The organism is Erythrobacter sp. Alg231-14 (assembly GCF_900149685.1).
Lineage (GTDB): Bacteria > Pseudomonadota > Alphaproteobacteria > Sphingomonadales > Sphingomonadaceae > Erythrobacter.
In genome coordinates, this window is sequence record NZ_LT702999.1 from 941,263 (window position 1) to 963,573 (window position 22,311).

General features: G+C 56.3%; 23 protein-coding genes. 16 read left to right on the plus strand and 7 right to left on the minus strand.

The annotated features are described in order from the left end of the window. Nucleotides 1-31 precede the first annotated feature (31 nt). Genes atpA through BQ8290_RS04435 form a run of 4 tightly spaced genes read left to right on the plus strand, consistent with a single transcriptional unit; the run spans nucleotide 32 to nucleotide 4,215 of the window. Nucleotides 32-1,561, plus strand: a complete 1,530-nt coding sequence (atpA, locus tag BQ8290_RS04420) for a F0F1 ATP synthase subunit alpha (RefSeq protein ID WP_108787980.1) — start codon at nucleotides 32-34, stop codon at nucleotides 1,559-1,561. A 30-nt stretch (nucleotides 1,562-1,591) separates the two neighbouring features. Then, nucleotides 1,592-2,461 (plus strand): F0F1 ATP synthase subunit gamma, encoded by an 870-nt coding sequence (locus BQ8290_RS04425; RefSeq protein WP_108787982.1) that lies wholly within the window; start codon nucleotides 1,592-1,594, stop codon nucleotides 2,459-2,461. A 21-nt stretch (nucleotides 2,462-2,482) separates the two neighbouring features. Next, nucleotides 2,483-3,937: a F0F1 ATP synthase subunit beta gene (atpD, locus tag BQ8290_RS04430; protein ID WP_108787984.1), complete on the plus strand. Its 1,455-nt coding sequence runs from the start codon at nucleotides 2,483-2,485 to the stop codon at nucleotides 3,935-3,937. A 20-nt stretch (nucleotides 3,938-3,957) separates the two neighbouring features. After that, the gene (locus BQ8290_RS04435; RefSeq protein WP_108787986.1) at nucleotides 3,958-4,215 is read left to right on the plus strand and encodes an ATP synthase F1 subunit epsilon; all 258 of its coding nucleotides are present in this window, start codon (nucleotides 3,958-3,960) and stop codon (nucleotides 4,213-4,215) included. A 67-nt stretch (nucleotides 4,216-4,282) separates the two neighbouring features. Here the strand turns inward: BQ8290_RS04435 and BQ8290_RS04440 are convergent, their stop codons facing one another. After that, nucleotides 4,283-4,771 carry an Rrf2 family transcriptional regulator gene (locus tag BQ8290_RS04440; protein WP_108787988.1) on the minus strand — a complete coding sequence of 163 codons (489 nt, stop codon included), beginning with the start codon at nucleotides 4,769-4,771 and terminating at the stop codon, nucleotides 4,283-4,285. Between the two features lie 63 nt (nucleotides 4,772-4,834). Here BQ8290_RS04440 and BQ8290_RS04445 point away from each other — a divergent pair, with 63 nt between their 5' ends. The 4 genes from BQ8290_RS04445 (at nucleotide 4,835) to BQ8290_RS04460 (ending at nucleotide 9,097) form a co-directional block, all read left to right on the plus strand. Beyond that, complete coding sequence (locus tag BQ8290_RS04445; protein WP_108787990.1) at nucleotides 4,835-5,449, plus strand: hypothetical protein; 615 nt, start codon at nucleotides 4,835-4,837, stop codon at nucleotides 5,447-5,449. Nucleotides 5,450-5,596: 147 nt separating this feature from the next. After that, entirely contained in the window at nucleotides 5,597-6,310 is a 714-nt protein-coding gene (locus tag BQ8290_RS04450) for a glutathione S-transferase family protein (protein ID WP_337661001.1), read from the plus strand. A 79-nt stretch (nucleotides 6,311-6,389) separates the two neighbouring features. Continuing rightward, on the plus strand, nucleotides 6,390-8,558 hold the full coding sequence (locus BQ8290_RS04455; protein ID WP_337661002.1) for a prolyl oligopeptidase family serine peptidase: 2,169 nt from the start codon (nucleotides 6,390-6,392) through the stop codon (nucleotides 8,556-8,558). A 287-nt stretch (nucleotides 8,559-8,845) separates the two neighbouring features. Beyond that, nucleotides 8,846-9,097, plus strand: a complete 252-nt coding sequence (locus BQ8290_RS04460) for a DUF1153 domain-containing protein (protein ID WP_108791891.1) — start codon at nucleotides 8,846-8,848, stop codon at nucleotides 9,095-9,097. Between the two features lie 72 nt (nucleotides 9,098-9,169). Here BQ8290_RS04460 and BQ8290_RS04465 read toward each other — a convergent pair whose 3' ends face one another. Together BQ8290_RS04465 and glmU are read right to left on the minus strand one after the other, a co-directional pair. Further along, nucleotides 9,170-9,847, minus strand: coding sequence for a heme-binding protein (locus tag BQ8290_RS04465; RefSeq protein ID WP_108787996.1), 678 nt, complete (start codon nucleotides 9,845-9,847; stop codon nucleotides 9,170-9,172). Between the two features lie 138 nt (nucleotides 9,848-9,985). After that, nucleotides 9,986-11,344 (minus strand): bifunctional UDP-N-acetylglucosamine diphosphorylase/glucosamine-1-phosphate N-acetyltransferase GlmU, encoded by a 1,359-nt coding sequence (gene glmU / locus BQ8290_RS04470; protein WP_108787998.1) that lies wholly within the window; start codon nucleotides 11,342-11,344, stop codon nucleotides 9,986-9,988. A gap of 76 nt (nucleotides 11,345-11,420) precedes the next feature. On the opposite strand from glmU, the gene BQ8290_RS04475 reads away from it, so the two are divergent. From BQ8290_RS04475 to BQ8290_RS04495, 5 genes are all read left to right on the plus strand, one after another. Beyond that, nucleotides 11,421-12,104, plus strand: a complete 684-nt coding sequence (locus BQ8290_RS04475) for an HAD-IA family hydrolase (RefSeq protein ID WP_108791893.1) — start codon at nucleotides 11,421-11,423, stop codon at nucleotides 12,102-12,104. Nucleotides 12,105-12,251: 147 nt separating this feature from the next. Further along, nucleotides 12,252-13,181, plus strand: coding sequence for an SDR family NAD(P)-dependent oxidoreductase (locus tag BQ8290_RS04480; protein WP_108788000.1), 930 nt, complete (start codon nucleotides 12,252-12,254; stop codon nucleotides 13,179-13,181). Between the two features lie 118 nt (nucleotides 13,182-13,299). Further along, a complete protein-coding gene (locus BQ8290_RS04485) occupies nucleotides 13,300-13,620 on the plus strand; it encodes a hypothetical protein (protein ID WP_337661003.1) in 321 nt (106 codons plus the stop codon). 163 nt (nucleotides 13,621-13,783) lie between these two features. After that, the gene (locus BQ8290_RS04490) at nucleotides 13,784-14,425 is read left to right on the plus strand and encodes a DUF4328 domain-containing protein (protein ID WP_337661004.1); all 642 of its coding nucleotides are present in this window, start codon (nucleotides 13,784-13,786) and stop codon (nucleotides 14,423-14,425) included. Between the two features lie 116 nt (nucleotides 14,426-14,541). Beyond that, nucleotides 14,542-15,723, plus strand: a complete 1,182-nt coding sequence (locus tag BQ8290_RS04495) for a hypothetical protein (protein WP_108788005.1) — start codon at nucleotides 14,542-14,544, stop codon at nucleotides 15,721-15,723. Nucleotides 15,724-15,765: 42 nt separating this feature from the next. Here BQ8290_RS04495 and BQ8290_RS04500 read toward each other — a convergent pair whose 3' ends face one another. From BQ8290_RS04500 to BQ8290_RS04515, 4 genes are read right to left on the minus strand one after another with little or no spacing between them, the layout of a single operon-like run. After that, on the minus strand, nucleotides 15,766-16,164 hold the full coding sequence (locus tag BQ8290_RS04500; RefSeq protein ID WP_108788007.1) for a DUF2794 domain-containing protein: 399 nt from the start codon (nucleotides 16,162-16,164) through the stop codon (nucleotides 15,766-15,768). Continuing rightward, a complete protein-coding gene (gene epsC / locus BQ8290_RS04505; protein ID WP_108788009.1) occupies nucleotides 16,164-16,907 on the minus strand; it encodes a serine O-acetyltransferase EpsC in 744 nt (247 codons plus the stop codon). The genes BQ8290_RS04500 and epsC overlap by 1 nt, the downstream gene beginning before the upstream one ends. A gap of 54 nt (nucleotides 16,908-16,961) precedes the next feature. Next, complete coding sequence (locus BQ8290_RS04510; RefSeq protein ID WP_108791895.1) at nucleotides 16,962-17,606, minus strand: HdaA/DnaA family protein; 645 nt, start codon at nucleotides 17,604-17,606, stop codon at nucleotides 16,962-16,964. A 17-nt stretch (nucleotides 17,607-17,623) separates the two neighbouring features. Next, complete coding sequence (locus BQ8290_RS04515) at nucleotides 17,624-18,928, minus strand: heavy-metal-associated domain-containing protein (RefSeq protein ID WP_337661005.1); 1,305 nt, start codon at nucleotides 18,926-18,928, stop codon at nucleotides 17,624-17,626. Between the two features lie 70 nt (nucleotides 18,929-18,998). Here BQ8290_RS04515 and purM point away from each other — a divergent pair, with 70 nt between their 5' ends. From purM to BQ8290_RS04530, 3 genes are all read left to right on the plus strand, one after another. Beyond that, nucleotides 18,999-20,096, plus strand: a complete 1,098-nt coding sequence (purM, locus tag BQ8290_RS04520; protein WP_108788013.1) for a phosphoribosylformylglycinamidine cyclo-ligase — start codon at nucleotides 18,999-19,001, stop codon at nucleotides 20,094-20,096. Next, nucleotides 20,089-21,054 carry a phosphoribosylglycinamide formyltransferase gene (purN, locus tag BQ8290_RS04525; protein ID WP_108788015.1) on the plus strand — a complete coding sequence of 322 codons (966 nt, stop codon included), beginning with the start codon at nucleotides 20,089-20,091 and terminating at the stop codon, nucleotides 21,052-21,054. The genes purM and purN overlap by 8 nt, the downstream gene beginning before the upstream one ends. A 131-nt stretch (nucleotides 21,055-21,185) precedes the next feature. Continuing rightward, nucleotides 21,186-22,265, plus strand: a complete 1,080-nt coding sequence (locus BQ8290_RS04530) for a sulfotransferase (protein ID WP_337661006.1) — start codon at nucleotides 21,186-21,188, stop codon at nucleotides 22,263-22,265. Nucleotides 22,266-22,311: the final 46 nt, after the last annotated feature.

The following is a 22,311-nucleotide window of genomic DNA, read 5'->3' on the forward strand; positions in this document are numbered from 1 at the left end:
ACAAGCCACAAAGGCTTAAAGGACACTATCCATGGAAATCCGCGCAGCAGAAATCTCCAAGGTCATCAAAGACCAGATCGCCAATTTTGGCACCGAAGCACAAGTCAGCGAAGTTGGCTCGGTTCTTTCGGTCGGTGACGGTATCGCCCGTATCCACGGCCTTGACGAAGTGCAGGCCGGTGAAATGGTCGAATTCGCAAATGGCGTTCAAGGCATGGCTTTGAACCTCGAAGCTGACAATGTCGGCGTCGTGATCTTCGGCTCGGACGCTGAGATTAAAGAAGGCGACACGGTCAAGCGCACCGAAACCATTGTGGACGTTCCTGTTGGCATGGGCCTTTTGGGCCGCGTTGTTGACGCATTGGGCAACCCGATCGACGGTAAGGGCCCGATCGAAAATGTTGAGCGCAGCCGCGTTGAAGTGAAGGCGCCGGGCATCATCCCGCGCGAATCGGTTAGCGAGCCAGTGCAATCCGGCCTCAAAGCCATCGACGCTCTTGTTCCCGTTGGCCGCGGTCAACGCGAATTGATCATTGGTGACCGTCAAACGGGTAAGACCGCTGTCGCCATCGACACCTTCATCAACCAGCGCGAAGCGCACAAAGGCGACGACGACAAGCAGAAACTGTTCTGTGTTTATGTTGCCGTTGGTCAAAAGCGTTCGACCGTTGCTCAAATCGTTAAGCAGCTCGAAGAGAATGGCGCGATGGAATATTCCATCGTTGTGGCCGCGACCGCGTCTGAGCCTGCTCCGCTGCAATACCTCGCACCGTACACCGGTTGTGCAATGGGCGAATATTTCCGCGACCGCGGCATGCACGCCGTGATCGTGTATGACGATCTTTCGAAGCAAGCCAACGCTTACCGTCAAATGTCGCTGTTGCTGCGTCGTCCTCCGGGCCGCGAAGCGTATCCTGGTGACGTTTTCTATCTCCACTCACGTTTGCTTGAGCGTGCGGCGAAGATGAATGAAAGCGAAGGCGGCGGTTCGTTGACCGCTCTTCCCATCATTGAAACGCAGGCTGGCGACGTTTCGGCCTACATTCCAACTAACGTGATTTCGATCACCGATGGTCAGATCTTCCTTGAAACCGACCTCTTCTATCAGGGCGTTCGTCCCGCGATTAACGTGGGCCTTTCGGTTAGCCGCGTTGGCGGTGCCGCTCAGACGAAAGCGATGAAGAAAGTTTCGGGCTCGATGAAGCTCGACCTTGCGCAATATCGCGAGATGGCGGCCTTTGCTCAGTTCGGTTCGGATCTCGACGCCGCAACGCAGAAACTGTTGAACCGCGGTGCGCGTTTGACTGAACTGCTTAAGCAAGCTCAGTTCTCGCCAATGCCGTTCGAAGAGCAAACTGTTTCGATCTTCGCCGGCACCAACGGCTATATTGATACCGTCGATGTGGCGCGTGTGGGTGAATATGAAGAGCAAATGCTCGCCTTCTTCCGCAGCGAACACGCCGACATCCTTGGTGACATCCGTTCGTCGAAGAAATTCGAAGGCGATGTGAAAGACCGCACCGTCGCAGCTCTCGAAGCATTCGCAAAACAGTTCGCCTAAAAGCAGTTTGCATAAAGGAAAGTAAGGCCCATGCCTTCACTTAAGGAACTCAAAGGTCGGATCAACTCGGTCAAATCGACCCAGAAGATCACCAAGGCCAAACAGATGGTTGCCGCGGCGAAGCTTCGTCGTGCGCAAGCAGCTGCCGAAGCCGGTCGCCCTTATGCCGTTCGTCTGGGCGCCGTCATGGCGTCGCTCGCGGGCAAAGTGTCGGGTGACAGCGCACCAAAGCTGCTTGCCGGTACTGGATCGGATCAACGCCACCTTTTGGTCGTGGTCAACACGGATAAAGGGCTTTGCGGTGGTTTGAATTCAAACCTTGTCAAAGCGGCCAAGTTGAAAGCACAGGAATTGCTCGCCGCGGGCAAATCGGTGGAATTCTACCTTGTCGGCAAAAAAGGTCGTGCACCTCTTAAGCGTGAATTTGAAAGCATGATCGGCGGCGGTTTCGACACAACTGTCGTAAAAACCCCCGGTTTTGAAGAAGCAGACGCAATCTCAGCAGAGCTCATCGCCATGTTCGATGAAGGCAAGTTTGATATTGCGCATCTGATCTTCCCGACATTCAAATCCGCGCTTGCTCAAGATCCAACCGTAAACCAGTTGATCCCGGTCCCCGCTCCTGCGGCAACCGAAGACAGCGGCGCGGTGGTTGAATACGAGCCCGGCGAGGAAGAAATCCTCGAGGAACTGCTTCCACGCTATGTGAAAACGCAAATCTTCGGCGCTCTGTTGGAGCGTGAGGCATCTGAACACGGCGCGTCGATGACCGCCATGGACAACGCGACCCGGAACGCCGGTGAGCTAATCAAAGACCTCAACATCGAATACAACCGCCGCCGTCAGGCAGCGATCACCACCGAACTCATCGAAATTATTGCTGGCGCAGAAGCGCTGTAATTAAAGGCTAAGGAAACCAACATGGCCACCGCAGTACTCAACCAAACAACCAATGGCACCATCAGCCAGGTCATCGGCGCTGTTGTCGATGTGCAGTTCCCCGGCGAATTGCCCGCAATTCTCTCCGCTCTGGAGACGAAGAACGACGGCAAAACGCTCGTTCTCGAAGTTGCACAGCACCTTGGCGAAAACACCGTCCGCACAATCGCGATGGACGCGACCGAAGGTCTCGTTCGCGGTTCGGAAGTGGTTGCAACCGGCGCACAGATTTCTGTGCCTGTTGGCCCGAAAACACTTGGCCGCATTATGAACGTTGTTGGTGAGCCAATTGACGAACTCGGCCCTGTTGGCGCGGACAAAACCATGCCAATCCACGCAGAAGCGCCTGCCTTCGTCGACCAGTCGACCGAAGCGGCCATTCTGGTTACCGGCATTAAAGTGATCGACCTTCTCGCACCATACGCAAAGGGCGGTAAGATCGGCCTGTTCGGCGGCGCCGGCGTTGGTAAAACGGTTCTTATTCAGGAATTGATCAACAACATCGCAAAAGGCCACGGCGGCGTGTCCGTCTTCGCCGGTGTTGGTGAGCGCACCCGTGAAGGCAACGATCTCTACCACGAATTCCTCGATGCAGAGGTGATCAAGAAAGACGAAAACGGCGTTGCTACGCCAGACGGTTCGAAAGTGGCCCTCGTCTTTGGTCAAATGAACGAGCCTCCTGGTGCGCGTGCACGTGTGGCTCTCTCGGGCCTCACCATGGCGGAATATTTCCGCGATGAAGAAGGTCAGGACGTTCTGTTCTTCGTCGACAACATCTTCCGCTTTACGCAAGCCGGTTCGGAAGTGTCCGCTTTGCTTGGCCGTATTCCTTCGGCCGTGGGTTATCAGCCAACCTTGTCGACCGACATGGGCAACCTGCAAGAGCGCATCACCTCGACAACAAAAGGTTCGATCACTTCGGTTCAGGCGATCTACGTTCCTGCAGATGACCTTACCGACCCTGCACCGGCGACATCGTTTGCTCACCTGGACGCGACGACTACATTGAACCGCGCGATTTCGGAGCTGGGCATTTACCCGGCTGTTGATCCGCTCGATTCAACATCGCGCGTTCTTGAACCACGTGTTGTTGGCCAAGAGCACTACGAAACCGCTCGTAAGGTCCAAGAGACTTTGCAGAAGTACAAGTCGCTTCAGGATATCATCGCCATTCTCGGCATGGATGAGCTTTCGGAAGAAGATAAGCTTACCGTGGCTCGCGCGCGTAAGATCCAAAAGTTCCTTTCGCAGCCATTCCACGTGGCCGAAGTCTTCACCGGCATCAACGGCATCTTCGTTCAACTCGAAGACACCGTGAAATCGTTTAAAGCGGTTGTCGACGGCGAATACGATCACCTTCCCGAGCAAGCTTTCTACATGGTTGGCGGCATCGAAGACGTGGTCAAAAAGGCCGCTGACATGGCTGAAGACGCCTAAGCGCGCATTAGGAAAAGCAAATGCCACTTCACTTTGAACTCGTAACCCCAGCCAAACAGGTCCGCAGCGAAGACGTCCACATGGTCGTTGTGCCCGGATCCGAAGGCGAATTCGGTGTATTGGAAGGCCACGCGCCATTCATGAGTACCATTCGTGACGGCGCGGTTCAGGTCTATAAGACCGAAGGCGCAGCGCCAGAGATGATCGAAGTGCGCGGCGGCTTTGCCGAAGTGGGCGAAAACGGCCTGACGGTTCTTGCAGAACACGTCGAAGCGTAAATTTCGAATCTTCGTAACATTCAAAAGGGCGGCCCCATGGGTCGCCCTTTTTGTTTGAAGGTCAACTTCACCCCACCCGTTCACGCACCCATGTGGCAATGTGTAACATATGGTCGGGCGACGCGTTCAACGCGACTTCTTGCATAATCGACGCCACACTTCGCGCCGCCAATGCATCGCGAAAAACGGTTTCCGCATCGGCAAAGGCGGCCGCAATCTCGCATGGCCGTTTGCAATCCTTACGCCGCAATCCACACGGGCCATTTTGCCGGATTTCGGTGCAGCGAAAGGCGGGCATTGGCCCTTCAATCGCCGTCACGATATCGAGCAAAGTGATGGCATCGACCGGCCGTGCCAATCGATATCCACCGCCTTTACCCCGAACCGATTGCACAATTCCGGCGCGGCGCAGCAATTGCATTTGTTTCGACAGATAGGCCGACGGCACTTCGAAAAACTCCGCCAACGCCTCTGCGCTCAACCCTTCCCCTTCGCCCAATAGGGCAAGCATGGTGCAAATATGCGCGGTCCACTCGACGCCTTTTCCCAGTTGCACGCTTGACTCCTTAATCGGATATATTTTATCCGGATATAAATTATCCGATTAAGGGAAGTTGCCATGACAAAAGCCGCAAAACAAGCGCATCGACGTTTGGCATATTTTATCGGTCTGTTTCTGGTCGTGCATTTTTCCGCCCACATCGCAGCCCCGTTCGGACTGACGGCACAGGACACCGCGATGCAAGCCGGCCGCGCGCTTTATCAATTGTGGGTGTTCGAAGGGCTCTTGGTGATGGCCCTCGTTGTTCAAATCGCCCTTGGCGTGGCTTTGCTGCGCGGCATTGGACGGCGCAAACGCAAAGACATATGGCACAAAATTCAATTCATCAGCGCCGCATACATGGCGATGTTCATTGTTCTGCACACGTCTGCGGCACTCACAACGCGGCTCTATGTCGGCCTCGACACGAATTTCTATTGGGCGGCGGCAACTGTCATTCTTAGCCCCCTGAAATATGGCTTTGCTCCATACTACCTCTTGGCGGTGACCGCTTTGTTCAGCCACGTCGTGGCGGCGCTGCATTTTCGGGCCCCACGGCGATGGCATGGCCCTGCGCTGGCATTTGGGCCGATCGTCGGCGTGATTGTTGTAATGGCCTATGCTGGAGCGTTCTACGACATCACCCTGCCCCAGCCATACATCGACAATCTCGCCGCATTTCCAGGCAGATAGCGACGAGGTTCACTGCACACGCCCGCCGCACCATGCTTTCCTCCGCCGCCGGTTTCACCGCAAAGCACGACCCGCCGCCGCGCAAATAGAACTTTGGTCGAAGAGCGATTGCGCATACGCATGTCGGAGAAGATAAGGAGCGGGCCCATGAGCGAATTGAAAGTGTACCACCTTCCCGGCGCGTGGGGCCTGGCAACGGTCAGCCCGTTCTGTTTGAAACTGGACAGTTTTTTGAAGATGGCTGGGATCGACCATCAATCGATCACCGCCTCCACCCCCTTTCCCGGACCGAAGAAAAAGGCCCCTTGGATTGAATATCAGGGGCGAACCATCGGCGATTCAACCCTCATCATCGATTTCCTGAAAGAGGAATTCGACGCGGATCCGGACGCGCATCTAACGGACCAACAACGCGCCACGGCAATCGCCATTCAGCGGCTGGTCGAAGAGAACCTTTATTGGGTGATGGTCTATGATCGTTGGTGCCGCGATGAAAACTGGCCGATTTTGAAAGGGACTGTTCTGGGTTCGATCCCCGCCCCTGTTCGAATGTTCATCGCGCCAGTCGCCCGGCGCAGCGTTAAGAAGCAATTGGCCGGTCACGGCATGGGCCTTCATTCCGCTCAAGAGCTTAACGCGATTGCCGCAAAGGATATCGGGGCATTGGCCGGCTTACTGGGCGATGGCCCTTGGTTCTTTGGCGACCGGATCAGCGGCGCGGATGCGACCGTGTATTCATTGTTAGCCAATATCGCCTTTGTTGCCTTTGAAAGCCCGATGAAAGCGATGATCAATGGCCACCCCAACTTGGTCGCATGGCTTGGCCGCTTTAAAGACGAAAACTACCCAGAAGATAATTGAACGAGGGGACCAATCCTCTCTTCACATTCCCAATCATCCCGGTCACACTCTCCTCCATTGCCCCCAAAGGAGAGGACATTTGAAACTTGTCTCAACACTCGCAATTTCTGCCGCATTGGCTGCCGCTATGACGGTCGTTGCAGGAACGCCCGCATCCGCCGATGGTCATGCCGAAACTCCGGCACAGGCACCCATCCCCGGCCCCGAACAAGATCCATATATCTGGCTAGAAGAAGCCCGCAGTGATGAATCTTTGGCATGGGTCGAAGCGGAAAACACCCGCACTTTAGGCGTGTTGGAGGCCGACCCGCGATTTGAAACGCTGAAGGCCGAAGCGCTTGCCATTTACGACAGCGAAGATCGCATTCCATATGTCAGCTTTCGCCCCGATGGCCTCTACAATTTCTGGCAAGACAAGGACAATCCAAAGGGATTGGTTCGGCGCACAACGTTGGAAAGCTATCAAACCGACGCCCCGGAATGGGAAACGGTTTTGGATGTTGATGCTCTGGCAGAAGCGGACGGCATGGAATGGGTCTACAAAGGATCATCCTGCCTACCGCCTGCGATGAACCGTTGCATGATCGCCCTTTCGGATGGCGGTGAGGATGCCACCATCCTGCGCGAATTTGACACCGCCACCGGACAATTCATCGAAGGCGGGTTTGAATTATCCGAAAAAAGCCAAGGCGGCGTCAGTTGGGTCGACAAAGACACGTTGCTGGTCGGCCGCGACTTTGGCGAAGGGACGCTTACAGAAAGCGAATATCCATTCACCACGCGCGTATGGAAACGTGGGACCGATATTGCCGATGCGCCGGAATTGTTCCGAGGATCGCCGACCGATGTCTCCGCTGGTGCGTATTTGCTGCGCGACAGCGATGATGTGATCCACGCGCGGATCGGATATCGCGGCATTTCGTTTCATGAACGCGAATTTTCGGTCGAAGTGGACGGCGAATGGGTGGTTCTTGACCTTCCCAAGAAGGCTGGACCGTATGGCATCGTTGATGGGCATCTTCTGTTTTCGACCGATGTTGATTGGGAGGTTGATGGCCAAACCTTCCCCGCCGACAGTTTGATCGCTGTAGACTTAGAAGAATGGAAGGCCGACCCCAACGGCGCGGCCAAAACATTGGTCTGGGCTCCCCAAGACCGCCAAACCAAACGCGGCGGCGCCATCACAGCCAATGCTTTGTTTGTTGTAATGCTCGACAATGTCATCGGCAAAGTCCTTCGCTTCAACTTCGAAGACAATGCAGAAGGCGGCGCATGGGTCAGCAGCGAGGTTGATCTGCCTGACAATGCAACAGTCGGCATCGCGGCATCATCCGATGAAAGCGATCAAATTATGTACACGGTCACCGGCTTTTTGGAGCCGACGACCCTGTATTATGCCGATGGATCGGGCGCGCCAACGGTCCTTAAAACATCGCCGACACGGTTTGATGCCAGCGGGTTGGAGGTTGAACAGCACGAAGCGATCAGTGCGGATGGCACGGCAATCCCATATTTCATTGTAAAGCCCGAGGGGGCGCAATTGACCGGCAACACACCAACATTGTTGTACGGCTATGGCGGGTTTAAAAGCGCGCTGTTGCCCTCTTATCTCGCGACGACAGGCAAGATGTGGTTGGAACGCGGCGGCGCCTATGTTCTGGCCAACCTGCGCGGCGGCGGTGAATTTGGGCCGAGCTGGCATCAAAGCGCCATTAGAGAGAACAAGCAGCGGACATGGGATGACTTTATCGCGGTTGCCGAAGATCTAACCGAACGTGGATACACATCACCGCAAAACCTCGGCGTTCAGGGCGGCTCACAAGGCGGTTTGTTGGTTGGCACCGCCATCACCCAACGACCGGAATTGTTCAACGCCGCCATCGTTCAGGTGCCGTTGTTCGATATGGTCCGTTATCACCTCATTGGTCGCGGCGCGTCATGGATCGGGGAATATGGCGATCCACGCATTCCGGAACAACGCGCATGGATCGATGGATATTCTCCCTATCAAATGATCGAGGAAGGCGTGGATTACCCTACGCCGTTCCTATGGGCATCAACCGCCGATGATCGGACCCATCCGGCCCACGGACGCAAAGGGGCGGCGAAGTTCAAAGAACAAGGCCACGATTACTACTATTTCGAAGACACCGTAGGTGGCCATTCCGGCGGGGTGGACAACGAACAGCGAGCAAAGATTCAGGCGTTGCAATATGTCTATCTTATGCAGCAATTGATGGACGAATGATCCAACCAAGCGCGGGTGCAATACCTGCGCTGCATCCGATCTAAGACACGAAAGGCGGCCGTTTATCGGTCGCCTTTTTTGTTGGGAGAAGGCGCGAGTTCTGCGAAAAATTGGCTCTGCGTAAAGCAATCCGACAGTTTCCGCTCGCTTCACCGCAAGTGAGCCACGGGGGGCGTACTCAATTCGAAATTAACAATGTTTGCTAGGACGGAATTAAGTCTTCGAGCGTGAATTTGGCTTCAACAGGGTCGCAGAACCGACATGAAACCAACAATATGGAGACGAAAATGGCCTACCCCCGCGACATTTCGATCGCCGATGCCATCAAACGATATGGCCTACCCAAGAGCCACAAGGTTCATTGGTCAGCCACCCGCAAAGCGGACGTCGTCCGCGCCGTGCACGACCGCGCCATCAGCTTTCACGAAGCGCGCGATCGCTATCTATTGAGCCGCAGTGAATTTGAAGAATGGGAACGAGAATACAACGTAACCTCACGTGCAGGTATCAACCACATGCCTTCAATGGAAGACGCCTGACACAAGCATAAACTGAGGTACCCGCTGATCGGAGTGGTTCTAGCTCCCTCCTGCCCGACCGGTCTTACCGACCTACTCTGGGGTCACTTCGATCAGCACTTCGTTGCGCCGGAAACGTCCTGGCACCATAGGCGAATCGTAGGACGCGTATTCGATTCCGCCAACCGCGATTAAATCCTGCGCGGCCACCCAATCGATCAACATCGCCTCCATAACCGCCCAATCGTTGTTTCGGGCCACGCCGCTGAATCGAACGGTCGCAACTTGTCGGGTGGGCACTTGGGTCAACGTGATATCTGATGGGGGTTTGGGCAATGTTTCCATCGTGAAACGCGCCGGCATAACGAACCGCATGCGCCATTGGTCATCGCTCGTTTCTTGTTGAATAACGGGTGCCGTCATCGCGATCGCTTGATCCTGATCCACGATCTCTTGATCGACGCGCTCTTGGATAACCGGCGCTGTCATGGCGATCCGTTCGCCGCCCGCGGGTCGGTCTTGGGCAAAGATATACGCAGCAAGCCGTCGAAAGCTCGCCCCGCTAGCGCGGCGGCGACTGCCGGTGTGGGTTACTTCCGCAACGATCATCGGCGCATATTTGCGCAGCTCAAAAGCGTCTTCGGATAGGACCACATCATAGGCCGGCTCTTCGCCGTCTCGTTCTGAACCGCTGCGATTTTGGCCATTCGCCAACACACTGCCGATCGCCGCGAGACCAATGCCCGCTACCATCCATTTGCCAATACCCATATCGCACGTCCTCAATTGCTGTGTGGTATTAGCAATTACGCGCGCAATTGGTTCCCGGATGCAGCTGTCTTCAACATCATCAGGCGCACGATGGCCGTCCGATTGTCGCGGTTTTTGGCGTTCTGGTGATCAGCCTTTCTAGGGCGCGTTCTTTTTGGCCGCCGCTTTCTTTTTCTTCATCGCGTCGTGGAAACGATCGGCCCACCCTTGTTTGACCGCCTGTTCGCTGCGGACCATGCGCAAATCACCGGCGCCGACATCACGGCTAACGGCGGAGCCCGCGGCGACAATCGCATCGGCGCCGATCGTTACCGGCGCGATCAAGGCGGAATTAGACCCGATAAACGCGCGTTCTCCGATCACGGTTTGATACTTGAAATATCCATCGTAATTGCACGTGATCGTGCCTGCACCGATATTCGCATCCGCACCGACGGTCGCATCGCCAATGTAGGAAAGGTGGCTCGCCTTTGCCCCTTTGCCCAGGGTCGCTTTCTTGATCTCAACAAAGTTGCCGACAAAACTGTTCTCTTCCAGAACAGCGCCCGGGCGCAGGCGAGCGAAGGGACCCACTTGGACGCCGGAAGAAAGGCTGGCGCCTTCCAGATGGGTGTAGGCCTTGATGTGGACCCCATCGGCGACAGTGACGCCGGGGCCAAAAACAACATGCGGTTCAACCGTGACATCGCGGCCCAACACCGTGTCGTGGCTAAAGAAAACAGTGTCGGGCGCCTTTAACGTCGCGCCGTCCGCCATCGCCGTTTCGCGGCGGGCGGCCTGCCATCGCTGCTCTGCCCCGGCCAATTCGGATCGGCTGTTGATGCCCGCCACTTCATCCGCATCGCATTCCACCACCACAACGCGATCACCGCGTGCAATGGCGCCGGTGGCGACATCGGGGAGGTAATATTCGCCCTGAGCATTGTTGTTGTCCACCGCGTCCAACAAAGGCCACATGTCGTCGGAATGCGCCACGATCAGGCCGGAATTGCACAGATTGACCGCGCGTTCCTCTGCGTTCGCATCTTTAAATTCCACCATCTTTGTCACTGTGCCATCTTCATCGGCAACAATGCGGCCATAGGCCAAAGGATCGTTGGGGCGGAAACCAAGAACCGCAACCTTCGCGCCGTCGTCCAACGCAGAGGTCAATTTGCGCACTGTTTCGGCGCGAACCATCGGCACATCACCAAATGTCACCAACACATTGCCGGTGAAGCCAGACAAGGCATCGCGCGCCTGCAATGCAGCATGGGCGGTACCATGTTGTGGATCTTGTAGCGCGCTGACGACATCGCGCCCTTCGATTGCGGCATCGACTTGTTCCCGTCGGTCGCCGACCACGACAACGGTCCGTTGCGGGTTCAATTCGGCAAAGCTGTCCAACAAATGCAGCAACATCGCTTTACCCGCGATCGGGTGCAGCACTTTGTGCAGGTCGCTTTTCATACGGGTGCCCTTACCCGCGGCAAGGATGATGGCGGCAAATTCGGTCATGGTGTTCCTTTAATTTGTTCGACCCTTGCCAGCAAATGCTTGCAGAATGAAGAACCTTGGCCCAACCGATGCATCCATGACGGATTTTCCTTTTGATGCGGTCGGCTTTGACCTCGATGGCACCTTACTCGACACTTTTCGGGATTTGGGCGCTGCGGTGAACTATGCGCTTGAACAGGGCGGTTTCAAACCGGTTCCGGTCGGGACCAGCAAAGATTTGATCGGTGGCGGTGCCAAGATCATGCTGTCGCAAGCGATTGAGGCGCAAGGCGGTCTCCCCAAAGACGAATTCAAGGCGCTCTACAAAAAGATGCTGGCCTATTATTCCGAACACAATGCGGTGCATTCAGCCCCATACCCCCATGCTCGCGAAGCGGTCGCCGAATTGAAATCGCGCGGGGTTAAAGTCGCGGTCGTCACGAACAAATTTGAAGACTTCGCCCGGTCCATTCTAACCCAGATCGATTTTATCGAGCCGTTCGAAACGGTGATCGGTGGCGATTCCATGGGTAAGAACGCGGATGGCCAATACCTTTCAAAGCCGCACCCCGATCCCTTGATAGAGGCGCGCGCGCGATGCGGAGGCGGCACATTCGCGTTTGTCGGTGACAGCACTTACGACGTCAGAGCAGCGCGCGCAGCGGGCGTCCCAGTGATTGCCGCGGCCTATGGCTATTGTGACAAGCCCCCGCATGAATTGGGCGGAGACGCGGTGATTGATTCGCTCGACGGGCTTATTTCTGCCTTAGAAGGCCTTTAACCGCTTACCTGCCCCTACGGCATGGCGGTAAGACACATCCCGCTGTTGCAACGCAGCAGAGAAAGTGTCACCCAGCGCCCACATATTGACGTTTCCGTAAACGGGATACGCATCAAAAGAACAAACAGACGGAAAGGATAACACCCCATGAGCATCTCCTTTAAAGACAAAGTCGCCATCGTCACTGGTGCCGGCGGCGGCCTTGGCCGGGCTTATGCCATCGAATTGGCAAAGCGCGGCGCGAAAGTTGTCGTGAACGATCTTGGCGGTGCCCGTGATGGCACTGGCACATCCGACGCCGCAGCAGAAGTCGTGGCCGAAATCGAAAAAGCCGGCGGCGAAGCGATCGCAAACGGCGGCAGCGTTACCGAATACGACCAAATGGAAAAGATGGTCGCCGACACCAAGCAAAAATGGGGCGGCGTGCACGTTCTCATCAACAACGCTGGTATTCTACGCGATAAGACATTCCACAAAATGACCCCGGACGATTTTGAACTCGTTCTTAAAGTTCACCTGACCGGTTCAGCTTTTGTCACCAAGGCATGCTGGGAAACCTTCCGTGAGCAAGCCTATGGCCGCGTTCTTATGACCGCTTCGTCCACCGGCCTGTTCGGCAACTTTGGCCAAGCCAACTATGGCGCGGCGAAATTGGGCCTCGCTGGATTGACCAAAACGCTTCAACTCGAAGGCGCAAAGTACAACATCCGTTGCAACTCTTTGTCACCAGTGGCCGGCACGCGCATGACCGAAGACCTCTTCCCAGAAGAAGCCTTCAAATTGTTCGCACCGGAAAATGTGGTTCCTGCTGCGCTTTACCTCGTCAGCGAAGACAGCCCGACCAACGCCATCGTTGGCGCCGGCGCAGGCGGTTTCCACTCTTCATGGACCGTCATGAACGACGCTGTGTGGCTCACCGATGAAGAGCGCACCGTTGAAGGTTTTGCTGACCGTTGGGATGACATCAATTCCTTCAGCAACCTCGTCGCTCCTCAATCGGGCAGCGAGCAATCGGGCAACATCTTGAAAGCGATGCAAAAAGTCACCGGCACTGGCCCGGGAAGCGCGCGCGGATAACCGCGCGTTATGCGATAGTTTGGCTATGTCAGAATATTGGCTAGCAGCCGCATTTGGAGCGGGCAGCGGGGGACTGTTGCTCGCTCTTTTTGCAAGATGGCCGGCGAAAGCGCTTGCGATGCAAGGGTTTATCGCGCTCTGTGCGATGCTGTCGATTTACATTGGGGCGCGCCTCGTGACGGGGTCATTGGGAGCTGTTGCGCTTGAAACGGTCATTGCGTTTACCGTTTTGGGCCTGACTCAATTTGCCATGACAAAATGGCTGCCCAGCATCGGCATCGCGATCTTCTTTCATGGCATGTATGATGCCGTGTGGGGTCCGCATACCGGGGTTGCTGATTGGTACCCTCCACTATGCGCGGGCTTTGATGGGGTGGTTGGATTGGGTCTGCTGATCATCCTTTTGCGCAAACAACGCACTTCAAAGACTCCACCCTAAACAAGGTTTACGGCATCGATGCGTCCGCGCACATTGCCGTTATTACAGAGGCTTGCGCACAAAACTGTCGCACAACATGCTTGCAATTTGGCCGCTCTTGCGCAGAATTGCGTTGGGGTCGTTTGCCTGTGTAGTGAGCGGACGGACACTGGGGGCTGTTGACATGAAAGCTGATAATTTGCGCATTCCTGCGCTTGCCGTGACCATTTTTGGGTGGGTCGTGGTTGTTGCGACAGGAATCGCGGCGTTTTTCAACGCGGTTTGGTTGGTGGCCTACACACAGCTCGCCGAATCTCCTTGGATGGCCGTAACATCCGGCTTCGCAGCCGCGATCGGCTGGCTTGCGTTCTTACCGTCAATCATCGCGGTGTTGGTGTGGATATATCTGGCGCATTCAAACCTGCACAAAGCGGGGCTGAATGGTCTCAATTACGCGCCTGCTTGGGCAACGCTCAGTATACTCGTCCCTATTGCCAACCTATTTGTACCGTTCCGCGCCATGCGGGAATTGGCCAATCGCAGCACCGGTGAGCCTGAGGAATTGGCCGAGGCCGATGTCCAAGACGTCTTTTCATGGTGGGGATGCTGGTTGGGATCGATGTTGATCGGAACGTTCCTGGCTTACACGACTTTGGTTGAGGTCACCCCCGGCCTTTATATAACCACGCCGTTCTGGGGGACCTTGGTCTTGGTAATATGCGGCAATTTGTTGACAAGCGGCGCAGCGTTTTTCCTAATCCGAACGGTCAAAATGGTCACCGTCGGACAAAAAGAGGGCGTCACCGATTTGGGCACATTTGAGTAGCCCGCCCCGGCGTGTACAGGTTACGCAGTGGGCGGAGAAAACTCCACCGGTTGCACGGCGTATTGACACAGTAATACACCTAACCTAGTTTCTCCCGCAATCTGGGAGAGACCACGATGTACAGCGAAGACGATATCAATTCCGCCGTTGCCGCAGGGGCGTTGAGCGCGGAGGCCGCATCCGGTTTCCGCAGTCATATGAGTAAAGTCCGCGATATGCCGCGCGGATCGGAAGAAAACTTTCGCCTCATCAACAGCTTCAATGACATTTTCGTCAGCATTGGCGTAATCATTTTGCTGGTCGCCGTTGGCGCGATTGGCCAGGCGATTGCCGGTATGATCGCCCCAGTGGAATCGTATTTTGAGTTCTACGAACGGGTCGGTACCCCATCCCAAGCGGAATCAGAGGCCCGCAACGCGGCTGAATGGTTGAACGAAGTATGGAGCATGGCGTTTGCAGGATTGTTCGTCGCTGCGACTGCCTGGCCGTTGACTGAATTTTTCACTCGCAAACGTCGGATGGCACTACCCTCAATCATATTGCTTCTCGCCTTTGTTGGTGGTGTTTTCTTCACCGTGACCGGTGTGGGAATGACTTTGGCATTGGACGGCAATGACACCGTTGGCGCTGTGATGATCTCCCTAGCGGCATTGGTTGCTGCCGGGGCAGCTTATATCCACTGGCGTCGTTTCATGGTGCCTATCACCGTCGCAGCGGGTGCTGCGGGGATTGCAGGTACCATTGTCGGATTGATTATTGCAGCCATTGGCCCTGAGAGCATCGAAGCTGAGGTTGTCCTTGGCCTCGTCTTTGTCGCCGGTCTGTGTGTTTGGGCGTTTGCCATGCGTTGGGACATTTCAGATCGTGAACGCATCACCCGGCGTAGCGATGTCGCATTCTGGCTCCACCTTTTAGCAGCCCCGATGATCGCGCACCCAATCTTTGCGCTGCTCGGTGTGACCGAAGGCGACAATTTGGGAGTTGGAGCGGCGATTGGCGTTCTGGCGGTCTATGTTGGATTTGGTCTTGTCGCCTTGGCGATTGATCGCCGCGCATTGTTGGTTTCGGCTTTGGTCTATGTGCTCTTCGCGCTCACATTCTTGTTCCGTGAATTTGGCGCGGTTGAATTGGGCTTTGCACTAACCGCGCTGGTCATCGGCTCTGCGCTGCTTAGCCTGTCGGCGTTCTGGCAACCCATCCGTCGAACAGTTGTGGGGGCGCTACCGGACACAATCCGAGCGAAATTGCCTGCCACCGAAGATACGATTCCCCAAGCGGCTGAACCAACGCCAGCCTAAGGGTAAGATTGGATTGATGTGCTTACGCGGTCGGTTGATTTATCAATCGACCGCTTTGACCAATTTGCGTTCCATCGGCGCAAGGACATTGGCAAGATCGGACCCTCGTTTCAGAACCTGACCGTGTTCACCAAATAGGGTGTACATGCCCTGCCGATTTCTCAGAGACGGGCGTTTTTCGACCCGAGCATTGGGACGTTCGGCGGTGCGGCGAAACGCTGCAAAGCTGGCGGCGTTCTTATCAAAATCCATCGCGTAATCGCGCCATTCCCCAGCTGCGACCATACGGCCATAAAGATCGAGAATGCGTTGCAGCTCTTGGCGTTCGAACCCAACCTGTGCGGGCGCGTGACCGGGAAAGGACAGCACCTGCCCTGCTCTGCCAGATCGGTTGGCAGCGCCATTGCCGGGCCCTTTGTTGGCCCCGTTCGATCCGCTCATCAGGCGCCTGTCCCGCTCTTCTTCGTCAGATCAAGCGAGGCTTGTGCCGGTTCTTGCGATGGGCCGGTCGACGCGGCGCGTGATGCAGCCTTTATCTCGACAATCTCAGCGCGCAATTGCGCCAATTCGCCTTCGAGTTTTTCGATGCAATCGATGCGATTGCCGTCGGCGTCTTCACAATCCGGCGTTGTGCCGTATGGGATGAATTCTTTGATCCATTCTTCGGCTGGCACCAATGTCGAACGAGCTTTGAAGCCGACCATGGTCGCGCCGCTTGGCACATCTTCCATAACCACGGCATTGGCACCGATCCGGGCGCGTTCACCCATCGTGATTGGGCCGATAATCTGCGCACCCGAACCAACGATCACATTGTCTTCCAATGTCGGGTGACGTTTGCCGCCTTCCCCGTTGGTCGGGTTGGTTCCGCCCAATGTGACGCATTGATAAATAGTGACATTGTCGCCGATCTCGGCCGTTTCCCCGATCACCGTAAAACCATGGTCGATGAAGAAATTTTTGCCGATCTTTGCGCCGGGATGAATATCGATTGCTGTCAACAAACGGCTCAAATGATTGATAAACCGCGCGATAAAGAACATTTTCGCGTTGAAAAACCAATGCGCCATTCGATGGAAGCCCAGCGCCAAAACGCCAGGATAAAGCAAGATTTCCCAGCGTGACCGCGGCGCGGGATCGCGCGCCTTGATGGAATCCAGATAGCCGGTCAGCCGTTCGAACATTTTCAAATTCTCCCACCAAATCCGGTGAATTGCAAATCTGAGCGTATAGGGCCGCTACAAAAGCTTGCTCTGCTCTGGCCCTTGAACCGCTTCCAAAGCCGCTCTCCACACTGACATGGTGGCAGGCGCCTGTCGTTCAAGGCTGATGCGATCAATCGCTTCGACAAGGGCTTCCAAACTTGCGAAGCTGCGCACAGTGCGCGGAACCAGATAATCGGCTGCCCCTTCGGCCAAAGAAAGGCCCCTTGCCTCTGCATGACTTTCAATCAAAGACGCGGCCATCGCATCATCGGGTTCATCAATCGCAAGATGCAGCGATCCGCCCAATCGGGATTTAAGATCGGGAAGAGAGATTTCCCACGGCGTCTTATCCGCGATCAACAACAATGCCCTATCCCCGCGCGAACCACCTTTTTGCACAGCGTTCCATCGGTGAAACACGTCTGCCTCTTCCAATGCATCCGCGCCGTCGATCACATCGATTCCCTCCGACGCGGCCCATCGCCCTATCAATGATTTTCCGGATCGCGGCGGCCCGGTTAGGATCGCGGTGTGAAACGGCCAAGATTCCGGCGTGCGCAGGGCGTCGATAACACCAGCATTGGCGCCGCCGATCACTATGCGGCGCGCACCATTCGTGCCGCCTGGTGCCAATGGCAAGGCCGTCTGAACCGGATTGGATTGACCAGAATTAGGCATGCGCGACACGCCCGACTTTAGCGTGAGATGGCGAGCGCATTGGCGCCCTCACGCACCGCAAATCCACGCCCGCGCAACGCCGCCGCCAATTCAGGCAATTCTCCGCCGTAACTGACGCTCATCACCGATGTGCCACCCATCGCCGTACTGGTCACAGCAACCCCGCGCACGCCCGAAGTTTGGCGCACAGCGGTGAGAGTTGCATCAAACGTTGCCGGATCGGGCGTTGCGAATTGCACAGTATAGCTGCGGACCACGGCGGGTGCCTGTGTCGGTTGGGCGGTTGGCGCGATAGGCGTTGGCGCCGCACGCGCCGCCTCTTCTGCGGCGGCGACCGCTGCGTCACGCGAACGAATGGCGCGGCCAATTTCAATCAAGCGCGCAATAGCCGGATCCACTTCACCCGATCCGCCCAACCGCAGCGTGGGATCGGGCTGCAATTGCCCATCCACCAGTGCTTGTTCATAAATGCGATCCATACGATCAACCGCCTCACCCAGCATATCGGTGAGCTGACCGGGGCCGTTCGCTTCCATCTCAAACGATTCGAGAACTTTGGAATCCGGTCCATATCGCGCGGTGAATGTCCCTTTGATCGGGCCACCGGGGAATTGATGTTCCAACCGTGCAATCGGCACCAAAGCGTCGGCTGCGCTGTATTGGTCGAGGGTCGTGCGCCACCATGCGCGACTGCGGCGGCCGGCCTGGCCGTAATTCAACAACAGCGAATCGCCCCCAGCACCGGTAGGACGGACATAGTCGATCCGGCTGGTGCCTGGATTGAAGGCGGCCCATGCACGTTGCCACGGATTGCGAACTTCGAATGCGGTGTACGCTCCGGCGCTTGCGGTGACAGGGATCAACAACATCGGCGCCGAAGAACGTGAACGCGATGCCCCGCCCAAGAATCGGCCAGCACGTTGTCGATCAAAGGTGACACCCAAAGTCGCCACGTATCGTTTGGGGCCAACCCGTTCGCGCTGAATAACAATGGCCGACACCATGGCAGACAATTGTCCATCCGCGATGGCAGGCCCGCCGACCCGGCGCCACGCCTCTCTTTGCGCCTGACGCCATGCCAGATTGCGCGCAGCAACGCCGCTTTCGGCGCGTACATCCACTTCAATTCCACGCACTTCGATGTCGGCGCTGGATGCGGTTGGGGCGATTCCCCGGTCGCCAGCAACCTGTGCCAAGACCAAAGCATAGCCTCCACCAAGCAAACCAAGCGCCAGAATCGCGGCCAAAAGCCAACGCAGACCTCTATTTGTGGGTCGAAGGGCGCTCAAATTCGGGCCAGAAAGGGCAGACATCGTTGTCATCGGGGAAATCTTACCGTCCTTTGCCCAATGGCGAGTGGAATTAAAAGCCTGAATGGCTAAACCGGCCAACATGACCAACACAAAATCACCATACACTTACGCCGATGCCGGTGTTTCGATCGATGCCGGCAATGCGCTGGTCAAAGCGATTGCCCCGCTCGCCAAAGCCACAGCCCGTCCAGGCGCGACCAGCGAGCTGGGCGGATTTGGCGGATTCTTTGATCCAAAAGCCGCCGGCTATAACGATCCGCTTCTCGTGGCCGCCAATGATGGGGTGGGTACCAAGCTAAAATTGGCAATCGAACATGACCGTCACGACACTGTGGGCATCGATCTGGTCGCCATGTGCGTCAACGATTTGATCGTTCAGGGCGCCGAACCGCTGTTCTTTCTGGATTACTTTGCAACCGGCAAACTGGAAAACGGCGTTGCGACCCGCGTCGTCGCGGGCATTGCAGAAGGCTGTAAGCAGGCGGGATGTGCGTTGATTGGTGGGGAAACCGCCGAGATGCCGGGCATGTATGCCGATGGCGATTATGACTTGGCCGGATTTTGTGTTGGCGCGGTCGAACGCGGCCAACAACTTACCGGCGAGGCGGTCGCACCGGGCGATGTCCTAATCGGATTGGCCAGTTCTGGCGTTCATTCCAACGGGTATTCATTGGTGCGTCGTTTGGCGGCGGACAAAGGTTGGAAGTTGAACCGCCCCGCTTTGTTTGATGCCGACCGCTTGTTGATCGACGCATTGATCGAACCGACCCGCATCTACGTCGCGAGCTTATTACCGTTGATTCGCGAGGGATTGATCCACGGATTGGCGCACATTACCGGCGGCGGCTTATTGGAAAACCTGCCCCGAATCTTGCCCGAAGGTGCCCATGCACAAGTCGATGCCGATTTGTGGGAACAGCCTCGATTGATGGCGTTCCTCCAAGCACAAGGCCACATCGAACCGGCCGAAATGGCCCGCACATTCAATTGCGGCGTCGGCATGGTTTTGGCCGTGGCGCAATCGGATCTATCCGAGATCACGTCTCGATTGGAAGCGGCCGGAGAGACAGTTTACCAAGTCGGAAAGATCGTCGAAGGAGAACGCGGTTGCACCGTCCGCGGTAGCCAAGGGACTTGGTCCGCCACCGCCGACTGGGACGCTACGCACCTTGGCTGATCGAGCGAAAATTGCGGTCTTTATATCGGGCGGTGGCACCAACATGGCCGCCATCCTCTATGCCAGCCGTTTGCCCGATTCACCGTTTGAAATTGTCCTTGTCGCCAGCAACACTCCCGATGCCGCCGGGCTAGCATTGGCACAATTGGAGGGTATTCCAACCTACGCGCATTCGCACAAAGGGCACAGCCGCGAAGTGCAAGACGCCGCGATGGAGGCGGCCGCTCTCGATGCCGGTGCTCAATTCATAGTTTTGGCCGGATATATGCGGATTTTGTCGGAAGGATTCGTCAAACGCTGGGACAAACGGATCCTCAACATCCACCCTTCATTGCTGCCCAAATATAAGGGATTGGACACTTTTGCGCGCGCGATCGAAGCGGGCGACAGCCATGCCGGTGCCAGCGTTCATGTGGTTACGGCGGAATTGGATGCGGGAGATGTGCTCGCTCAAGCCAAGGTCGCGATTGCGCCGGGCGATACGCCCGAAAGCCTCGGTGGCCGTGTCAAATTGGCGGAACACCAACTCTATCCGCGAGCCATTGCCGACTATGTTTCGCGCGGTTCCGATCCCGGCTTCCTTTTGGCTAAGGTTAAAGGGATCGCGCTCGCTCTTCCAGAAACCCATGAGCGAGAGAGCCATGGTTCCCTTGGATTTCGCGTTGGGACGGAGAAAACGGGCAAATACTTCGCGTATTTCTCAGACCGCCACCATGGCAGCGAGCACATCTCTTTGCTGGTCAAAACCAGCGGGATGGATGAATTGATGAACCTGGTCGAGGGTCAGCCCGACGTCTATTACAAACCTGCATTTTACGGGGCGAGCGGTTGGGTCGGGCTCATCCTCAATCGTCCCGATTTTGATTGGGATCATGCAGCGGAATGGCTGGAACGAAGCTGGCGCGCCGTTGCGCCAAAACGGTTGACCAAATTAACTGATGCAGCGGATATGTTTTGAAGACGCCGCCGCATCGCCCTCATCCGCTCGCGCGCGGCATATGGGCCGAACGGGCAAATCGATTTCTTGGCCGCGCGTGGGACAACGGGTGGCTGCCAACCCCATCACTAGACCCAGATGAGCTTTGGGCGGTGGCAGCAAAGTCATTTGGAGAGCGGGCAAAGCTTGCTGAGAGTGGCGGGCGATCATCGATCGACGTGACTGATTTTCGCCTTAGGCTTGAAAAGCTAACCGAGGCCATTCGGACCGAAGCCGATCTCAACCCACTTGGACAGGCTATGGCCTATGGGCAATTGATCCGAGTGATCGGGAATCGCCTTGCCCTTGGCGCGTATTGGGAAACCAATCCGTTTCCGCGCGACGCGGAATTGATGGAACTGCCTATCATGGTGGTTGGCCATATGCGCAGCGGCACAACACGCATTCACAAACTGCTCGCCTCTGATCCGGCGCATTCGCACACTCGTTATTGCGATGCGTGGCGGCCATTGCCGGGCAATCTCACACTGCGGCGGTTAAAGGGGTCTCTTGATCTCACTATGATGGGGGCGCTGAATCCGTGGCTTCAATCCATCCATCCGATGGCCAGCGGAGCCATTGAGGAAGAGCTTGCTTGGCTTGCGGGCGCGCTCAACCATTCGATCTACGAAACACAATGGCGCATTCCGAGCTTCTCCGAATTTAGCGAAGCACGCGATGCCACCCCAATCTACAGCGAATTTGGGCGAATATTGGTCACCGATTCCCTTCATAGAGGCACAGTGACACGGCCGCGTGTGATGAAAGCGCCGCAGTTTTCCGAAGACCTCGCCGTGTTGTTGGCGATGTATCCCGGCGCGCGCCTTGTCATTGCGGAGCGTGACAATGCCGCGGTTTTGCGCAGCGCGGTATCGCTCGCAGCCAACCAGATGGCGATCCAATCCAACAGTTGCGATCTGGCACAAATCGAGGCTCTGTGGGCGCATAAGATCACCTTGCGCGACGCCCAGATTGAGGCGGCGTTGCAAGGGTGGAAAGGGCCCGTCGCACGGCTAAATTTCGATGATCTGAATACCGACTGGGAGGGTGAGATAGCGCGCACATACCGCGAACTGGATCTCTCTCTAAGCAGCGAAGCGCTGACCGCGATGCGCGCGATGATGACGGCGAGCGAGACCGGTCATCACCGCTCGCATGCGTCGCAAATGGATCGGTTCGAACAGCAGAATTGAGCCCCAACGAGAAAGGGCCGCCCAAGCGGGCGACCCTTTCAATTCG